General features: G+C 66.7%; 18 protein-coding genes and 1 pseudogene. 7 read left to right on the forward strand and 12 right to left on the reverse strand.

All coding sequences use genetic code 11. The annotated features are described in order from the left end of the window. Positions 1-326: 326 nt before the first annotated feature. Positions 327-575, reverse strand: coding sequence for a hypothetical protein (locus DIE08_RS04090; protein ID WP_260436452.1), 249 nt, complete (start codon positions 573-575; stop codon positions 327-329). Between the two features lie 43 nt (positions 576-618). On the opposite strand from DIE08_RS04090, the gene DIE08_RS36005 reads away from it, so the two are divergent. Further along, positions 619-840, forward strand: a complete 222-nt coding sequence (locus DIE08_RS36005) for an ASCH domain-containing protein (protein WP_260436453.1) — start codon at positions 619-621, stop codon at positions 838-840. Between the two features lie 241 nt (positions 841-1081). On the opposite strand, the pseudogene DIE08_RS04100 reads toward DIE08_RS36005, so the two are convergent. Together DIE08_RS04100 and DIE08_RS04105 are read right to left on the reverse strand one after the other, a co-directional pair. After that, positions 1082-1159, reverse strand: a pseudogene (locus DIE08_RS04100) (aspartyl/asparaginyl beta-hydroxylase domain-containing protein); the annotation flags it as partial. A gap of 61 nt (positions 1160-1220) precedes the next feature. Then, on the reverse strand, positions 1221-1619 hold the full coding sequence (locus tag DIE08_RS04105) for a nuclear transport factor 2 family protein (protein ID WP_124622221.1): 399 nt from the start codon (positions 1617-1619) through the stop codon (positions 1221-1223). 78 nt (positions 1620-1697) lie between these two features. On the opposite strand from DIE08_RS04105, the gene DIE08_RS04110 reads away from it, so the two are divergent. Continuing rightward, positions 1698-2639 carry a LysR substrate-binding domain-containing protein gene (locus tag DIE08_RS04110; RefSeq protein WP_124901070.1) on the forward strand — a complete coding sequence of 314 codons (942 nt, stop codon included), beginning with the start codon at positions 1698-1700 and terminating at the stop codon, positions 2637-2639. 28 nt (positions 2640-2667) lie between these two features. On the opposite strand, the gene DIE08_RS04115 is transcribed toward DIE08_RS04110, so the two are convergent. After that, complete coding sequence (locus DIE08_RS04115) at positions 2668-3357, reverse strand: aspartyl/asparaginyl beta-hydroxylase domain-containing protein (RefSeq protein WP_124901071.1); 690 nt, start codon at positions 3355-3357, stop codon at positions 2668-2670. Positions 3358-3561: 204 nt separating this feature from the next. Here DIE08_RS04115 and DIE08_RS04120 point away from each other — a divergent pair, with 204 nt between their 5' ends. Both DIE08_RS04120 and DIE08_RS04125 read left to right on the forward strand, forming a co-directional pair. Then, positions 3562-3906 carry a DUF4148 domain-containing protein gene (locus tag DIE08_RS04120; RefSeq protein WP_124901072.1) on the forward strand — a complete coding sequence of 115 codons (345 nt, stop codon included), beginning with the start codon at positions 3562-3564 and terminating at the stop codon, positions 3904-3906. A gap of 71 nt (positions 3907-3977) precedes the next feature. Next, entirely contained in the window at positions 3978-4256 is a 279-nt protein-coding gene (locus tag DIE08_RS04125) for a DUF4148 domain-containing protein (RefSeq protein WP_124901292.1), read from the forward strand. A gap of 269 nt (positions 4257-4525) precedes the next feature. On the opposite strand, the gene DIE08_RS04130 is transcribed toward DIE08_RS04125, so the two are convergent. The 3 genes from DIE08_RS04130 to DIE08_RS04140 form a co-directional block, all read right to left on the reverse strand. Continuing rightward, positions 4526-5053: a cytochrome b gene (locus DIE08_RS04130; protein WP_124901073.1), complete on the reverse strand. Its 528-nt coding sequence runs from the start codon at positions 5051-5053 to the stop codon at positions 4526-4528. A gap of 70 nt (positions 5054-5123) precedes the next feature. Next, positions 5124-6575 carry an ATP-binding protein gene (locus tag DIE08_RS04135; protein ID WP_124901074.1) on the reverse strand — a complete coding sequence of 484 codons (1452 nt, stop codon included), beginning with the start codon at positions 6573-6575 and terminating at the stop codon, positions 5124-5126. After that, positions 6572-7231: a response regulator gene (locus DIE08_RS04140; RefSeq protein ID WP_124901075.1), complete on the reverse strand. Its 660-nt coding sequence runs from the start codon at positions 7229-7231 to the stop codon at positions 6572-6574. Before DIE08_RS04140 ends, DIE08_RS04135 begins: the two co-directional genes overlap by 4 nt. Before the next feature lie 231 nt (positions 7232-7462). Between DIE08_RS04140 and DIE08_RS04145 the strand changes: the two genes are divergently transcribed. The 3 genes from DIE08_RS04145 (at position 7463) to DIE08_RS04155 (ending at position 10184) form a co-directional block, all read left to right on the forward strand. Then, on the forward strand, positions 7463-7861 hold the full coding sequence (locus DIE08_RS04145; protein ID WP_124901076.1) for a hypothetical protein: 399 nt from the start codon (positions 7463-7465) through the stop codon (positions 7859-7861). 68 nt (positions 7862-7929) lie between these two features. Continuing rightward, positions 7930-9099 carry a bacteriohopanetetrol glucosamine biosynthesis glycosyltransferase HpnI gene (hpnI, locus tag DIE08_RS04150; protein ID WP_124901077.1) on the forward strand — a complete coding sequence of 390 codons (1170 nt, stop codon included), beginning with the start codon at positions 7930-7932 and terminating at the stop codon, positions 9097-9099. After that, a complete protein-coding gene (locus tag DIE08_RS04155) occupies positions 9096-10184 on the forward strand; it encodes a lysylphosphatidylglycerol synthase domain-containing protein (RefSeq protein ID WP_124901078.1) in 1089 nt (362 codons plus the stop codon). The genes hpnI and DIE08_RS04155 overlap by 4 nt, the downstream gene beginning before the upstream one ends. Before the next feature lie 79 nt (positions 10185-10263). Here the strand turns inward: DIE08_RS04155 and denD are convergent, their stop codons facing one another. From denD to otnK, 5 genes are all read right to left on the reverse strand, one after another. Next, on the reverse strand, positions 10264-11235 hold the full coding sequence (gene denD, locus DIE08_RS04160; RefSeq protein ID WP_124901079.1) for a D-erythronate dehydrogenase: 972 nt from the start codon (positions 11233-11235) through the stop codon (positions 10264-10266). Positions 11236-11263: 28 nt separating this feature from the next. Beyond that, positions 11264-12040 carry a 2-oxo-tetronate isomerase gene (otnI, locus tag DIE08_RS04165; protein WP_124901080.1) on the reverse strand — a complete coding sequence of 259 codons (777 nt, stop codon included), beginning with the start codon at positions 12038-12040 and terminating at the stop codon, positions 11264-11266. 60 nt (positions 12041-12100) lie between these two features. Next, a complete protein-coding gene (locus DIE08_RS04170; RefSeq protein WP_170296397.1) occupies positions 12101-13426 on the reverse strand; it encodes an MFS transporter in 1326 nt (441 codons plus the stop codon). A gap of 139 nt (positions 13427-13565) precedes the next feature. Beyond that, positions 13566-14204, reverse strand: a complete 639-nt coding sequence (locus DIE08_RS04175; RefSeq protein ID WP_124622269.1) for an aldolase — start codon at positions 14202-14204, stop codon at positions 13566-13568. Beyond that, the gene (gene otnK / locus DIE08_RS04180; protein ID WP_124901081.1) at positions 14204-15490 is read right to left on the reverse strand and encodes a 3-oxo-tetronate kinase; all 1287 of its coding nucleotides are present in this window, start codon (positions 15488-15490) and stop codon (positions 14204-14206) included. The genes DIE08_RS04175 and otnK overlap by 1 nt, the downstream gene beginning before the upstream one ends. Between the last annotated feature and the right edge of the window lie 5 nt (positions 15491-15495).

The raw sequence follows: 15495 nt of genomic DNA on the forward strand, positions 1-15495 counted from the left end.
CTAGTGAAGGAATGACTAGCAGCAGGCTCTCAGCATGTGGACGTACATGAAATTCTCCAGGCACAAGCGTGCGCAATTACTCGCGATTTGAATATAGGATCGATCTGAAAAGCCGTTTAGATGGGCGGCTAACTGTACAAAATTCATTTCAGCGCACAGCCATTCTCGTTGGCCGGGGGCGAAAAAAGGCGTGCGTCAGTAATGCTGGGGGGGAGTCTAGGCCGGGTCCTGGACTGATATTGCGCATGGCGTAGGTCGGCTGATTCTGCGTCGTGAAGGGCGCACAAGGGGCAGCGGTTTTGCCATGGCCCGGCGCCAGTACCTGCTCACACCACAAGATTGCGCGCCGACGCCAGCCCGTCGATGTAGCCCAACCACGCCTGCAGCATCTTCCGCCGCTGGTCAACATATTCGGCCCGGTTGTAGACGTCGCGCACACCGCCGATGGTGTGATTCGACGCTTTCTCCACCCCGTCCGCCTCCCAGCACTGTTCATGCAGCAACTTGGAGGCTGAGCGCCGCAGATCATGGATCGTGAAGGCGGAAATCTCCTGCGCCTGTAATGAAACCTTCAACGCCTGGAAGTGACGTTATTTACCGAGGAAGAAAACCGTTGCCGTGCCGCGATCCGCGCTGTCGATCGTCAAACCCGCCGTCGACGATATCGTTGCGGGCCGCAAGCGGGTGGAAATCCGGTCGTGGGCGCCGCCGGCCCCCTGCCGCTGCGCGATCTCGTGCTGGTGCAGAACACGATCTTCCTGCGACAGGACGGACAGGAGGATCCCGATGGTATCGCGCTCGCGTGGGTCGACGTCGTGGGGAATACGACTGAACGCCTGATGAAGCCCGCGCGCAAGGCTAGCAATGGTGCGCCGGATACGTATGCTGGGAACTGACGAATGTGCGTGCGATCGATCCACCTTTTCCGTGCGTCGCCAGGCGCGGTATCTATGCGTTGACGGATGACTCCGGCAAGGTATCCTGATGATTGCGCCGGCATCCCGGGCGTGCCGCGTCCCCTTTCGACACACAAGCGGCCGGTAGAAACGATCGATCACCCGGCGCGCGCCGGTGACGTGCGCTAAACCGGAATCGACCGCCCGCGAATCCCGATCCCGAGCCGCACGACGCCGATCACCGCATTCGACAGCCACGTAAGCAGCGACATTTGCCGTGCGGCCGGCGGTGCGACGACGTTGCTGCGTCGCGCCATGATCCGGCTAGGCATATTTGTCGCCGACGGTACTTCGCACCGGATGCGTGTCGTAGATGATGACCATGCGCTCGATGCGCGCGTCGTCGTCGAACTCGAAGACGTCGACGCACTCGAACCGCACCTCGGAGCCGTCCTTCAGTCCCCAGTCGTAGACGAAATAGCCGGTGGCCCGACGTGCGCCCGTCGTGCTGACGCAGATGTCGAGCGGCGTGATCCGGCTTTGTCCGGATGCCGCCGCGACTTTTTCGAAGAAGGGCTGCGGCGCCATCCAGCCGAGAAACGGCGAGAATATCCGTGCATCCGGCGCGAACAGCGCGCAGATCTCGGCGACGTCGCCGCGTTCGAGTGCTTTCAGGTAGGTATCGACCTGCCGCGTGTATAGTGCGTCGGACGACGAGACCATGGTATTTCTCCGCTGATTGTTGACGAGCCTGCCGCGACAGCCGCCGCGAACCGGTTCAACCACGATAGCGATGCCGCGATGACCGAACAAACGAATAATCCGCAACCCGGGTATGTCGCCCGCGCATATCCGCTGGCGGATCTGACGCGTGCGCTGCCGCCGCTGACGGCGTTCCAGGCGTTCGTCGCCGCCGCCGAACTCGGCAGTTTCAACCGGGCCGCCGAGCATCTGTGCCGGACCCAGGGTGCGGTGAGCCGTCAGGTGCAGCAACTGGAAGCGCACTACCGATGTGCGTTGTTCGTCCGTCATCCGTCGGGATTGACGCTGACCGCGGAAGGCGGCGCGTTGCTGACGGTGGCCGTCAACGTGCTCGCGCAACTGGCGCAACACGCGCATGCCCATGCGGATTCCGCGTCGACCCTGACGTTGCGCTTGCCTTCCACGTTCGCGATCCGGTGGCTGCTGCCGCGGCTCTCGGCCCTCAATCACGCGTTGCCGCGAACCGAATTGCGTATTCACACGTCGGCAGACGACACACCGGATTTCACCGACGCCGATTTCGATGCCATCGTCGTGCGCGGTACCGGAAACTGGCCGGGAATGGTGGTCGTGCCTTTATTCGACGAGTGCCTTACGCCGATGTGCACGCGCGACGCAGGCACGTCGTTGAAGTCGTTCGCCGATCTCGCGCATGCGACGCTGCTGCATCCCGCGCGCAATCGCGACGAATGGCGATGCTGGCTCGACGCCGTCGGCGCAACGCAGATCGACCCGGGCACCGGGCTCGTATTCGATACGCTCGAACTGACGTTGACGGCCGCGGCTCACGCGCACGGCGTCGCGATCGGCGATCCGCGCATGGCGGCGGATCGGCTGGCTGCCGGAGCGCTGGTCACGCCGTTTCCGGAGGTGGTGCGCAACGGTCTGGGTTACTACCTCGTCTACCCGGCGCAGCGCGCCGCGCAACCCGCGATTCAAGCGCTCGCGGAGGTTCTGACGCGTCTCGCGCGCGAGGATTGACCGCGAAGGGCGCGCGCCGTGCAGTTGGCTAAACCGGAATCGACCGCCCGCGAATCCTGATCCCGAGCCGCACCACGCCGATCACCGCATTCGACACCCACGTAAGCAAGCGCGGCATCCCGCGCCGTCGGATATCGAGCAGCAGCACGATCCGCACTTCGTCGCTGTCGTTCCATACCTCGTGCACGAACGTGTCGTCCCACAGCAGGAAACGTCCTTCGTCGAGCCGGTATTCATGACCGTCGACCTTCAGCACCGCGGCCGGCGTGCCGTCGGCGCGCTTCGGCATCGACAGCACGAGATAGCCGCGCAGGATGCCGCGAAACGGTCCGCGATGCGGCGGGATGTGTTTGCCGGGCGCGAGGAACGACAGCGACGCGGACAATACGTCCGGCGACGCCGCGACGATCGACGCGACGGTCGGGCAGCGCGACAGGTTGCGCGGGAACGGCTGGCCGTAAGCCTGCATGATGAACATCCGCCAGTCGCGCGCATCGTTGGCCGAGATGTCGTGCTGCTCGCGCATGATCTCGTGGAAACGCGGGATGCGGGGCAGGTCGCGCGCGACGGCCAGCGCTTCCGCGCGAATGGCCGGCCACGCGCGGACGAATCGCTCGGCGTCGGGGAACATGGCCGAGTCGATCACGGGACCGCTGTCGATATGACGGTCGAACAGTGCGCGAAGCAGGCCGGCTGCATAGTCGTAAGCGACGGACATGATCGAGGCGCGATCCACAAGGTGTCGTCAGTCTGCCCCACGCGAGGTGGGGCCTGCGTTACGTCAGGTTACGCCGGCTGACGAAAGAATGACAGTTCGATGAACGTCCGGCACAAGCGGTTCGCCATTCCGGGAATAAACGGACACCCAGCGTCGTCATACGGGTGTAGCACGTCGTCTCGTTGACTTCTCAAGGAGTGGAACATGAACACGCATTGGCTGGTGGCCGCCGCCGTGGCGGCGATTTCTCTCGCGGGTATCGTGCCGCAAGCGTCGGCACAGGCACTGACGCGCGCGCAGGTCAGGCAGCAACTGATCGACGCCGAAAACAACGGGCTGCGCTTCGTGACCGATACGTCGTATCCGGACGTGAGCCCGCTGTTCCAGCAGCAAGCCGAACAGATGCCTCGGCATCAGGCCGAAACGGCGGTCGGCAGCGATCCGGCCGCGACTTCGGATGCGGGAAGGCCGACGGTACTGCCGTCGCGTCCGCGTTCGGCCGCGTGCGTGGGCCCCGAGAGCTTCTGCACGCCGTATTTCGGAAGCTGACGTAGCGGACTGCCGCGGCCGGCCCGAAATCCACGAAGGTTGATCGGCGCGCAAGATTGAAGGAGTTGATGATGAAAACATGTATCGCACTACTGATGATGATCGGCGTGATATCCGGTCAAGCTGCATTCGCGCAATCGAATGCGCCGCTCACGCGCGCCCAGGTTCGTGAGGAACTGATTCGTCTGGAAGCGGCGGGCTACGATCCGTCGAAGGGGGACGACGGCGAATATCCTGCGGACATTCAGGCCGCGCTGGCGAAGCTCGCCGAGCAGGATCGGGCGAGGATGGCGGCTTTGCCCGCCGCGCCGGCGCCGGCTTCCGTCATGCCGGTGCAGACCGGCAACTAGGTGTCGACATGTACGTGTGTGTCTTCAGGCCGACGTGTTCGCGGTACGGCGATACGCATGCCGTTCGCGGCACGCGGCCTGGCCGAATTGCACGGACGGCGAGGCCGTCGATCGCGCGCCGCTTCGCGCGGCGCCGCGATCAGCTCGTTGCCCGATTCCGACGGGCGCGCAGGTGGATTGCAGGATGAGCCGCGATGCAGGCGAGCGCGCGATCGGCCATTGCGGGGTATCTGCCCGTGACGGTGCACAAGGGGGAGCCGGCGGCGAAATTACCAGGGCATCATCCGTTGCATGACCCTGTCGCGCAGGACGAAACGATGCGCGACCGCGGCCGAGACGTGAAGGCAGATGCCGCCGAAGAGTGCCCACGCGAGGATGCCGTGCACATCGCCCATCGCGTGCCCGAATCCCGAGCCGGCCGCCGACAGCGCCGGCAACGGGACGACGCCGAACAGCGTCACGGCCCATGCGCGCGACGACGCATTGATCCAGCCGAGCAACGGCACCGCGATCAGCAGTGCATAGAGCCCGAAGTGCGTCGCGCCGGACACCGCGCGCATCGCGGGCGACAGTTCGTCGGCGGGTGGGCGATGCGTCACGCGCCAGAGCACGCGGCAAGCCATTGCGGCAAGCAGCGCGGTGCCCACGATCAGGTGCGCGGCGATCAGGCCGACCGGTTGAGTATCGCGATGCACGTCGGGCATCGTCCAGCCGATTGCATACTGCGCGACGACCAACGCCACGATCAGCCAGTGAAGAAGGCGTGCAACTGCGTCGTATCGGGCGGTTGTAGACATAAAAGCTCCTGGCAAGCGGATGAGGACCGTATCTTCCGGCGGATTTTACGGCCGAATCCTTAACGAAACGTTAAGCGTGCGGCCGCGCAGCGACTTCGCCGGGTAACGCCTGCGTGCCATCGATCCGAGCGGATTCAGCCGACGGCAACGCGATCGTGACGCCGAGGCCGCGGCCGCCGATGCCGGGCCCGAACTGTACGGTTCCGCCGAAGTATTGCGCGATGCGCTGGACGATCGACAGCCCGAGTCCGCTGCCGGGCAACTGCGTGCCGACGCCGCGATAGAAACGATCACCAAGCCGCTCGTGCTCGCCCGGGGCGACGCCGGGCCCGTCGTCGCGCACGACGATGCGCTGCGCGGTGCCGTCGTCGTGTACGTCGATTTCGATGCGGCCACCTTGCCGGCCGTACTTGATCGCGTTGTCGAGCAGATTGTCGAGCAGGATGCCGAGCAGGATCGGATCGGCCTGGATCGCTCGTCCGGGCGTGCCGGTGGCGACGATGTCGATGAAGTGATCCGACGCCTTCGCGAGATGCCGCTCGATGGCCGCGTCGACCAGTTCGCGGACGACGACGGCGCGCACCGGAATGCGTTCGTATTCGTCGAGTCGCGCGAGCAGCAGCAACTGTTCGGCGAGACGCGCGCTGCGATCGACGCCTTGCACCACGCGCTGCATGGCGAGCTGCTTGCGCACGGGATCGTCGGTCGCGAGCGCCACCTGGGCCTGCACCTTGATCGCGGCCAGCGGCGTCTTGAGTTCGTGCGCCGCGTCGGACGTGAATGCCCGCTCGCGCACGATGGATTGCCGCAGTCTGGCGAGCAGGCGGTCGATCGCGTCGACCAGCGTGCGGACTTCTTCCGGGACGGTCGTGATGGCGAGCGGTTCGAGCGAGCGCGCATCGCGCGCGCCGATCTGCGTCGACAGCGTTTTCAGTGGTGCGAGACTGCGCCCGATCAGGTACCAGAGCAGCAACGCCAGCACCGGGAGCGCGAGGATCAGCGGCCAGACGATGCCGCGCGCGATGCCCGTCGCGAGATCGCTGTGCGTGTTGGCCGGCTCCATCACCCGTATCCATCGCCCCGACACGTCGTTGCGCAGCGTGTGCGTGCGCCATTGCGTGCCGCGCACGACGATCGTTGAAGGGGTGTCGCTTCGGCCCGCTGCATCGGGCCGGCCGGGGGCGTCGACCGGAAGGCTCGACGCAACGACGTTGCCCCGAGCGTCCCGGACTTCGAACAGCACGTCGCGCGGCAGACGATCACCGTCGTTGTCTCGGGGCGCGGCCGACGTGCCGTGCGCCAGTTCGATGCGCGCGTCGGGCGGGAAGCGGGCGAGGCGCTCGAGGTCGGCCGGTGCAAGATCGACGAGCAGCGACGCATATTCGACGAGACGGGCGTCTTCCCATTCGCCGATCTCGCGTGTCGCGTGCCGGAAGCTGCCGAACACGGCGACGATCCACACGACGGTCACGCAGCCGAGCGCCATCGACGAAACGCGGCGTCGTATCGAGCGCGAGGTCATGGTTTGTCGACGACGTAGCCGATGCCCCGCACCGTCCGGATCAGTTCCGCGCCGAGCTTCTTGCGCAGGTTCGAGATGTGAACCTCGATCGCATTGCTTTCGATGCCTTCCTGCCATCCATACAGGCCGTCCTCGAGACGCGCCCGCGACTGGGGCATGCCCGCACGACTGACGAGCTGAACGAGGATGGTCCATTCGCGTGACGTCAGCGCGATGCGCGCGGCATCGCGTGTCACCGTCTGGGTGGTCAGGTCGATCGTGATGTTGCGCCACACGATCTCGTCGCCGGCGCGACCCTGCGAGCGCCGCACGAGCGCGCGACAGCGGGCGAGCACCTCGGATAGCTCGAACGGTTTCGCGAGATAGTCGTCGGCGCCATCATCGAGGCCGCGGACCCGATCGGCCACGGTGCCGCGCGCGGTCAGGACGAGCACCGGCGTGGTATCGCCCGCGTCCCGCATCGCACGCAGCAGTTCCGTTCCCGATTTGCCGGGCAAGCCGAGATCGAGGACGACGAGCGCGAAGCGCGTCGTCGCGAGCGCGGCGGCGGCGGCATGACCGTCGCGCAGCCAGTCGACCTGGTAACCGGCCTGACTCAGGCTGATTTCGAGGCCGCTGCCGATCAGGTCGTCGTCTTCGACAAGGAGGAGTCGCATGGTCGATTCGTGTGCAGATACGTGCAATTGTACGAGCCCGACTGTGCGCGCCGTGCAACGGATTGTAATTGCGTTCCCTCAAATATCGCCCGATTCTGAAGAACGCTTAAGGTTCGGCACCGGCATTCCCGCTACCATCGGCCACAACATTTCTCGGGACGATCTCCGCTTCCCCTGATCCCGAACCGGGTTCGGCGCGTCCGGCACGCGCTTGCCCGTCCACCCGCGACCATGTCGATCGACGCACGATCGATGCGGGCCGTCCGCACGGGAGGTTCATTCCTGATGGCACCCTCGACGATCGAGCGCTGGCGCGCCTACTTGTTGATCGCCGCGCTCGCCGGTATGTTCATTCAGTGTTTCGTGCTGGTTTCGTTGTTTGCGCTGCGCGTACCCGAAGCGTTTTTCACGACGATGACATTCCGCATGTGGACCGTCGTCGCGGTCACAACCGCGATCCTGTCGGCCCGTAAGGTGGCCGATGCGGCGTTCAGGGCCGCTGACGTGTGCGGCTATGTGCGCGTGTCCGGAATCGATCGCCGCACGGTAGTCGTGTCATCTGATTGCGCGTACCGTTGGTTGATCGTCCTGCATATCCGGCTCAACGGGAATCGATACGGCGGCGTGTAAGGGTGAGCGCGCGTTCGCGCGTTCCGGCCCCGGGCGTCGCGGTCACTGGGCCACCACTGGGGAGAAGCATGGTATTGCTGCATGTGCTGTACGCGCTGGCCGGCGCGATGTCGATCGCCTGCGGGTTGGGCGTGTTGCTCGGCATTGCCTACACTGTCACGGCCAGCGTGCTCGTCGGCCGGTTCTTTTCGCGCGCGCGGGCGATGCCGCGCGATTATCCGGGCGTCACCGTCGCGAAACCGCTGCACGGCGACGAATGGAATCTCGTACAGCATCTTGAAAGCTTCTTCGTCCAGGATTATCCGGGGCCGGTACAGCATCTGTTCGGGGTGCACGATGCGGGCGACGCGGCGCTCGCGGCCGTCGAGACGCTGCGCGCGCGCTATCCGGACGCGAACATCAAGGTCGTCGCCGATGCGCGGTTGTACGGGCCGAACCGCAAGATCGCGAATCTCGTCAACATGCTCGAACATGCGGAGCATTCGGTGCTGTGTCTCGCCGACAGCGATGTGCTGGTCGAGCGCGATTATCTGCGTGCCGTCGTCGGCGCGCTACAGCAGCCGGAAGTCGGCATCGTGACGAGCGTGTATCGCGGCATCGCGTCGCCGGGCTTCTGGCCCGGTGTCGCCGTCGCGATGACGAACTACCATTTCCTGCCGGGCGTCATTACCGGGCTTTTCATCGGGCGCGCCCGTCCGTGCTTTGGCCAGACGATTGCGATCACGCGCGCAACGCTCGAACGCATCGGCGGGCTCGCGCGTTTCGCGCATCACCTGGCCGAGGATCACGCGCTCGGCGAAGCGGTGCGGCAGGTCGGCGCGCAGGTCGTCGTCCCGTCGTTCGTCGTCGGACATGCCTGTGTCGAAGAGACCTTCGCCAGCCTGTACGCGCACGAATTGCGCTGGAGCTGCACGATTCGCGCGGCGGACCGGCTCGGTCACGCCGGGTCGGTGCTGATGCACCCGGTGCCGCTCGCGCTGCTGGCCGTGCTGTTCTCCGGCGGTACGCGCGCCGCCTGCTGGCTGACGGTCGCGGCGCTCGCCGCGCGGGCGCTGCTGATGCTGAAAACGAGCCGTGCGACCGGTGCCGGGCTGCGCGGCGCCCTCTGGCTGCCGTTCGTCGATCTGCTGCAGTTCCTGGTGTTCGTGTCGAGCTTCTTCTCGTCGCACGTCGTCTGGCGCGGCACGCGCTTTCGCGTCGATCGCGAGGGCTTGCTGTCGCCGGCAGGGAAATCATGATGCAGGACACGCATTTCGATGTCGAAGGCGCGGACCGGCGGTCCGCGCGTCGCGACGCACGGCTGCGGCATGCGGGGCGCGCGGCGGCGCTGGCCGGGCTGGTGCTCGCGGTGTGGCTGATCTGGCGCGAACATCCGCTGGAGATCCTGCACCGGTTGCGGATCGCCGGCGCGGGGTTGCTGATCGCCGCGCTGGCCCACATCCTGCCGATGCTCGCGAATGCGTGGGACTGGCGGCTGCTGATCCGTGGCCCGCGCCGGCCGTCGTTCGCGACGATGCTCAAGCTCGTGTGGATCCGCGAATCGATCAACGGGCTGTTGCCGGTCGCGCGGATCGGCGGCGAGATCGTGTCGTTCAGCCTGCTGCGGCAGGCGGGCGTGCGCCCGGCGACCGCCGTGGCGAGCCTCGTCGCGGACATGCAGCTGACGCTGATCAGCCAACTGGTGTTCGCGCTGGTCGCGATCGGCTACGTGCTCGAACACGTGTCGTCCGACGCCGCGCAGGTGGCCGCGCGCCTCGCCATCGGCATGGCGGCGCTCGTGCCGGTGCTGCTGCTGTTCGCGCTGGTTCAGCACGCGCGGCCGTTCGAGCGCGCGATGCGCGTGGTCAACCGCGTCACGAGCGGCAAGGTGGTGGCGCTGGTCGGCGAATCGGCACGCACCGATCAGTCGATCCGGATGATCTGGAGAAAGACGGGTATCGTCGTCCGCTATCTGGCGATCTGGCAGACGCTGCAATTTGTCGGCTATGCGCTGGAAATCTGGCTCGCGCTGCGTTTCCTCGGCGCCGATCCTACATTCGCGCAGGCGCTCGCGATCGAAGCGCTGATCCAGCTCCTGAGCAGCATCGCGTTCCTGATGCCGGGCGGGTTGGGCGTGCAGGAGGGCGGGTTCGTGCTGATCGGCGGGCTGCTCGGGTTCGACGCGACGACTTGCCTGGCGCTCGCCGGCGCGCGGCGCGTGCGCGACTTGCTGTTCTATCTGCCGGGCTTGCTGGCATGGCAGCATGCGGCCGGCGCGGCGCGCTCGCCGTACGAGGCGAAGCGCGCATCGATGCCCGTCGGGGAGTCCGCCGGGCCGCGCTGATGCGGCCCGACGTTGCCTGCCAGCCGGGCGGGAAGCGGCTCGCCGACGCGGCCACGTGCCCCGCCGGGCGGCGCGGCCATCAACGCCGCTCGTCGGCGATGTAGCTGCGGATCACGTCCGCGAACGACGTGTCGCCCTTCAGTCCGAGCGCTTCGGCGCGCGCCGTGTCCCAGCGGCCCGGCCAGCTGCCGACGATCTTCTCGATGCGTTCGTCCGGCGCATGGCGAATCAGCTTCACGACGTCGTCGCCCGCGACTTCGCGCAGCGCCGCAATCATTTCGTCGACCGACACCGACAGGCCGGGCAGGTTGATCACGCGCTTGTTGCCGAGCTTCTCGCTGTCGATTTCGCAACCCGCGACGAGCGCGTCGATCGCGCCGCGCGGCGACAGCAGCCACAGCCGCGTCGAACCGGGCACCGGGCATACGCTTTCCTCGCCGTTCAGCGGTTCGCGGATGATACCGCTCGCGAACGACGACGCGGCCGCGTTCGGGCGACCCGGCCGCACGCTGATGGTCGGCAGCCGCAGCACGCGGCCGTCGACGAAGCCGCGCCGTGCGTAGTCGCACAGCAGCAGTTCGGCGATCGCCTTTTCCGCGCCGTACGACGATTGCGGATTCAGCGCGGTGTCGTCCTGCACGACGTCGGGCAACACGCCGCCGTAGACGGCCACCGAGCTCGTGAACACGACGCGCGGACGATGGCCGCGCGCGCGGCACACTTCAAGCAGCGTGCGCGACGCGTCGAGGTTGATCCGCATGCCGAGATCGAAATCGGCTTCGGCCTGGCCGCTGACGATCGCCGCGAGATGGAAGATCGCGCCCGTCTGCGCGTCGATCGCGCGTTCGAGCACCGTGCGATCGGCGATGTCGCCGACGATCGATGTCACGCGGGCGTCGCCGAAATCGCTGCCCTTGACGACGTCGAGCAGCACCAGTTCGTCGATCTTGCCGGTCCGGCCATCGGGGCCGGTCAGTTCGCCGCGCTCGAGCAGCTTGCGCGCGAGACGCTGGCCGAGAAAGCCGGCGCCGCCGGTGATCAGTACTTTCATGTTGTGAGCCCTCTTCGGAATGCCTGGATTACAGATAAGGCTTGAGCCAGCCAAGCCCTTCGGACGTGCCGGCCTTCGGGCGATACTCGCAGCCGATCCAGCCGTCGTAGCCGAGCGCGTCGATCAGCGCGAACAGATACGGGTAGTTGAGTTCGCCGATGTCCGGCTCGTGACGCTCGGGCACGCCGGCGATCTGGATGTGGCCGATGCCCGCGAAATCGCGCTTGAGCTTCATCGCAAGGTCGCCCTCGACGATCTGGCAGTGATAGCAGTCGAACTGCACCTTCAGGTTCGGCGCGCCGACTTCCGCGCGGATGTCATGCGCATCGTCCTGGCGGCTCAGGAAATAGCCGGGCATGTCGCGCTGGTTGATCGGCTCGATCAGAATCGTCATGCCATGCGCGTCCGCCGCCTGCGTCGCATGCCGCAGGTTTGCCACGTAGGTATCGCGATGGCGCGCGCGGTCGGCGCCCGGCGCGACCATTCCGGCCATCACGTGCAGCTTCTTGTTGCCGAGCACGCGTGCATAGTCGAGCGCCTGGTCGATGCCGCGCCGGAACTCGTCCTCGCGGCCCGGCAGCGACGCGATCCCGCGTTCGCCGGCGGCCCAGTCGCCGGGCGGCGCGTTGAACAGCGCCTGCTCGAGGTTGTGTGCGTCGAGGCGTGCGCGGATGTCCTCGGCGGCGAAGTCGTACGGGAACAGGTACTCGACGGCCTTGAAGCCGTCGTACGAGGCAGCGGCGAAGCGTTCGAGGAACGCGTGCTCGGTGTACATCATCGAGAGGTTGGCGGCGAAGCGGGGCATGGCAGCGGTTCCTGTGAATGAATGGGGCAGGGCGCACGGCGCCCCGCGTCGAATGACGGATCAGCGGTTCACGAGTTTCGCGGGCGTGAGCCACACGGCGATCGCGCCGATCACCAGCATGGCGGCCAGCACGTACATGCCGGACGCCGTGCTGTGCGTGGCGTCCTTCAGGTAGCCGATCACGTACGGGCTCGCGAACCCGGCGAGGTTGCCGACCGAGTTGATGATCGCGATCCCGGCGGCCGCGGCGGAGCCGGCGAGAAACGCGGTCGGCAGCGACCAGAACAGCGGTGCGCAGGTCAGCACGCCGCCCGCCGCGAGCGACAGGAACACGATCGACACCGCCGTATTGTGCGAGTACGACGCGGCGACCGCAAACCCGACCGCGCCCATCAGCGCCGGCACGATCAGGTGCCAGCGGCGTTCGCGGCGCTTGTCCGCGCTGTGGCCGAACAGGTTCATCACGACGATCGCGACGACGAACGGAATCGCCGACAGCAGGCCGATCTGCAACGTATCAGTGATGCCGGTCGACTTGACGAGCGTCGGCATCCAGAACGTGAGGCCGTACTGGCCGGTGACGAACGCGAAGTAGATCAGCGACATCCACCACATGCGCGGGTCGGAGAACACGGCCTTCAGCGAATGGCCGTGTTTCTGCTGTTCCTGCGGCTGCGCGGCGATTTCATCCTCGAGGATCTGCTTCTCGCGCTCGTCGAGCCATTTCGCACTGCGGATGCTGTTGTCGAGATACAGGATCGTCGCGATGCCGACCAGCACGGCCGGCACGGCCTCGATCATGAACATCCATTGCCAGCCGTGGAAGCCCGAGCCGCCGTGAAAGCGCTCCATGATCCAGCCCGACAGCGGGTTGCCGAAGATGCCCGACACCGGGATCGCCGACATGAACACCGCGATGATCTTCGCGCGGCGATGCGACGGGAACCAGTACGTGAGGTACAGGATCACGCCCGGATAGAAGCCGGCTTCGGCGAGACCGAGCAGGAAGCGCAGCACGTAGAACTGCGTCGGCGTCTTCACGAACGCGAACAGCGCGGACAGCAGGCCCCACGTGATCATGATCCGCGCGATCCAGATGCGCGCGCCGATGCGGTGCATCAGCATGTTGCTCGGCAGCTCGAACAGGAAGTAGCCGAGGAAGAAGATGCCGGCGCCGAGGCCGAACACGGTTTCGCTGAACGCGAGGTCCTGCGACATCTGCAGCTTCGCGAAGCCGACGTTGACGCGGTCGAGATACGCGACCACGTAGCAGAGCATCAGGAACGGCACGATGCGCCAGAACACTTTCTTGTAGGTGCGGTCGAGTTCGGCCGATTGGGCGGGCGCGGCGGGCGAGCGGCCTGCGGCCGCGTCGAGAGCAGTCATTGTCGTCTCCTGGGATGTCATGTGCCGGCGGCGCGCACGCCGCCGGATTGTGTCGTGTGTGCTGATGGAGGGGCCCGCGCACACGGCGGGCATGGTACTCGGTTCGTAGTCCTGCGTGATCCGGACGCGATGCGTTGCGTTACCAGCGTGCGCCGAAGGTCTGGCGCAGCTCGTCGAGCGCCGTGTCGGACAACGGCTCGGGCTTCGGGTTCGTCATCAGCCAGAGCCGCGCGGTTTCCTCGAGCTCCTCGAGCGCGTACGACGCGTGCGACACCGACTGCCCCCACATCACCGGGCCGAGGCGGTCGAGCAGCACGCCGCGCACCTGGTCGGCGAGCGCCGCGACTTCGGCCGCGACCGCCGGATCGCCGGGGCGGCGATAGCGGATCAGCGGAATGTGGCCGACCTTCATCACGTAGTACGGCGTGATCGGCGGCAGCACGTCGGTGTCGCGCCACACGCCCGCGAGCGTCAGCGCAACCAGGTGCGTCGAATGCGTGTGGACGATGCCGTTCGCTTCCGCGTTGCGCGCGTAGATGCCGCGATGCAGCGCGAGCGTCTTCGACGGCTTGCCGCCCGATACGGGCTGGCCGTCCAGGCCGACCTTCGCGATGTCGTTCGGGTCGAGCCGGCCGAGGCAGGCGTCGGTCGGCGTGATCAGCCAGCCGTCATCCAGACGCGCGCTGATGTTGCCGGCGCTGCCGACCGCGTGGCCGCGTGCGTACAGGCTCGCGCCGACGACGCAGATCTCTTCGCGCAGTTTCGCTTCGTGGCTCATCATGCGGCTCCGTCGAGCGCGCGCAGCGCCTTGTCGAAAAAGTCCACCGTGCCGAAGTTGCCGGATTTCAGCGCGAGGCCGAGCGGCTGCGCGTCGATGGTGGCCGTCGCCGGCACGCCCGGATCGATTTGCGCACCGATCTGCAGCGACTTCACGTCGAGCGCCTGCACGACCGCGCCGGACGTCTCGCCGCCGGCAACGACGAACTTGCGCACGCCGAGGTCGCGCAAGCCCCTGGCGATCGCGGCGAGCGTGCTCTCGACGAGTTGGCCGGCCGCCTCGACGCCGAGCGCCTGCTGGACGGCCTTCACTTCGTCGGGCGTCGCGGTCGCGTAGATCAGCACGGGTTGGGGCAGGTGCGAGCGCGCGAATGCCAGTGCCGCGTCGACGACGGGTTCGCCGCGCGAGGCCGCGATCGGGTCGATCCGGAAGCTCGGGCGGCTTTCGCGCCACGCGGCGACCTGGGCGTTGGTCGCCTTCGAAGCGCTGCCGGCGAGCACGGCGGACAACCCGTCGATGCGCGGCAGCGAGGCTGCGTTGTCGCGCTCGGGCAGTTGATCAGCGCGGCGGAAATTCGCGGGCAGGCCGAGGGCGACGCCCGAGCCGCCGGTGACGAGCGGCAGGTCCGTGCACGCTTCGCCGAGCACGTAGAGGTCGCGATCCGACAACGCGTCGGCGATCGCGAAGCGCGCGCCTTCCGCGCGCAGCTGCTCGATCCGCGCGCGCACGGCGGCTGCGCCCAGGGCGATCGTGTCGTAGCGGATCAGGCCGACATGCGACTTCGTTTGCCGCTGCAGCACGCGCACGAGGTTCGCGTCCTTCATCGGCGTGAGCGGGTGGTTCTCCATGCCGGATTCGTTCAGCAGCACGTCGCCGACGAACAGATGGCCGCGGAAGATCGTGCGCCCGTTCTCCGGGAACGCCGGACACGCGATCGCGAAGCCGCCGCCGGCCGCATCGAGCAGTGCATCGGCGACGGGCCCGATGTTGCCCGCGTCGGTCGAGTCGAACGTTGAGCAGTACTTGAAGAAAAATTGCCGGCAACCCTGTGCGCGCAGCCATTCATGGGCGGCGAGCGATTGCGCGACGGCGTCGGCGGCGGGAATCGTGCGCGACTTCAGCGCGACGACGATCGCGTCGGCGTCGATTGCGGCGTCGCCGGCGGGTACGCCGATCGTCTGCACGGTACGCATGCCGCTCTTGACGAGCATGTTCGCGAGATCGGTCGCGCCGGTGAAATCGTCGGCGATGCAGCCGAGCAGGGGACGGGAAGCGGAAGCGGTCATGGCAG

Source organism: Burkholderia sp. Bp9004 (assembly GCF_003858025.1).
Classification (GTDB): Bacteria; Pseudomonadota; Gammaproteobacteria; order Burkholderiales; family Burkholderiaceae; genus Burkholderia; species Burkholderia diffusa.

What these genes read in the sequence shown, in the direction of transcription:
- DIE08_RS04105 (WP_124622221.1), bottom strand. Translation starts at nt 1,619, where the DNA reads ATGGTCTCGTCGTCCGACGCACTATACACGCGGCAGGTCGATACCTAC.
- DIE08_RS04110 (WP_124901070.1), top strand. Translation starts at nt 1,698, where the DNA reads ATGACCGAACAAACGAATAATCCGCAACCCGGGTATGTCGCCCGCGCA.
- DIE08_RS04115 (WP_124901071.1), bottom strand. Translation starts at nt 3,357, where the DNA reads ATGTCCGTCGCTTACGACTATGCAGCCGGCCTGCTTCGCGCACTGTTC.
- DIE08_RS04120 (WP_124901072.1), top strand. Translation starts at nt 3,562, where the DNA reads ATGAACACGCATTGGCTGGTGGCCGCCGCCGTGGCGGCGATTTCTCTC.
- DIE08_RS04125 (WP_124901292.1), top strand. Translation starts at nt 3,978, where the DNA reads ATGAAAACATGTATCGCACTACTGATGATGATCGGCGTGATATCCGGT.
- DIE08_RS04130 (WP_124901073.1), bottom strand. Translation starts at nt 5,053, where the DNA reads ATGTCTACAACCGCCCGATACGACGCAGTTGCACGCCTTCTTCACTGG.
- DIE08_RS04135 (WP_124901074.1), bottom strand. Translation starts at nt 6,575, where the DNA reads ATGACCTCGCGCTCGATACGACGCCGCGTTTCGTCGATGGCGCTCGGC.
- DIE08_RS04140 (WP_124901075.1), bottom strand. Translation starts at nt 7,231, where the DNA reads ATGCGACTCCTCCTTGTCGAAGACGACGACCTGATCGGCAGCGGCCTC.
- DIE08_RS04145 (WP_124901076.1), top strand. Translation starts at nt 7,463, where the DNA reads ATGTCGATCGACGCACGATCGATGCGGGCCGTCCGCACGGGAGGTTCA.
- hpnI (WP_124901077.1), top strand. Translation starts at nt 7,930, where the DNA reads ATGGTATTGCTGCATGTGCTGTACGCGCTGGCCGGCGCGATGTCGATC.
- DIE08_RS04155 (WP_124901078.1), top strand. Translation starts at nt 9,096, where the DNA reads ATGATGCAGGACACGCATTTCGATGTCGAAGGCGCGGACCGGCGGTCC.
- denD (WP_124901079.1), bottom strand. Translation starts at nt 11,235, where the DNA reads ATGAAAGTACTGATCACCGGCGGCGCCGGCTTTCTCGGCCAGCGTCTC.
- otnI (WP_124901080.1), bottom strand. Translation starts at nt 12,040, where the DNA reads ATGCCCCGCTTCGCCGCCAACCTCTCGATGATGTACACCGAGCACGCG.
- DIE08_RS04170 (WP_170296397.1), bottom strand. Translation starts at nt 13,426, where the DNA reads ATGACTGCTCTCGACGCGGCCGCAGGCCGCTCGCCCGCCGCGCCCGCC.
- DIE08_RS04175 (WP_124622269.1), bottom strand. Translation starts at nt 14,204, where the DNA reads ATGAGCCACGAAGCGAAACTGCGCGAAGAGATCTGCGTCGTCGGCGCG.
- otnK (WP_124901081.1), bottom strand. Translation starts at nt 15,490, where the DNA reads ATGACCGCTTCCGCTTCCCGTCCCCTGCTCGGCTGCATCGCCGACGAT.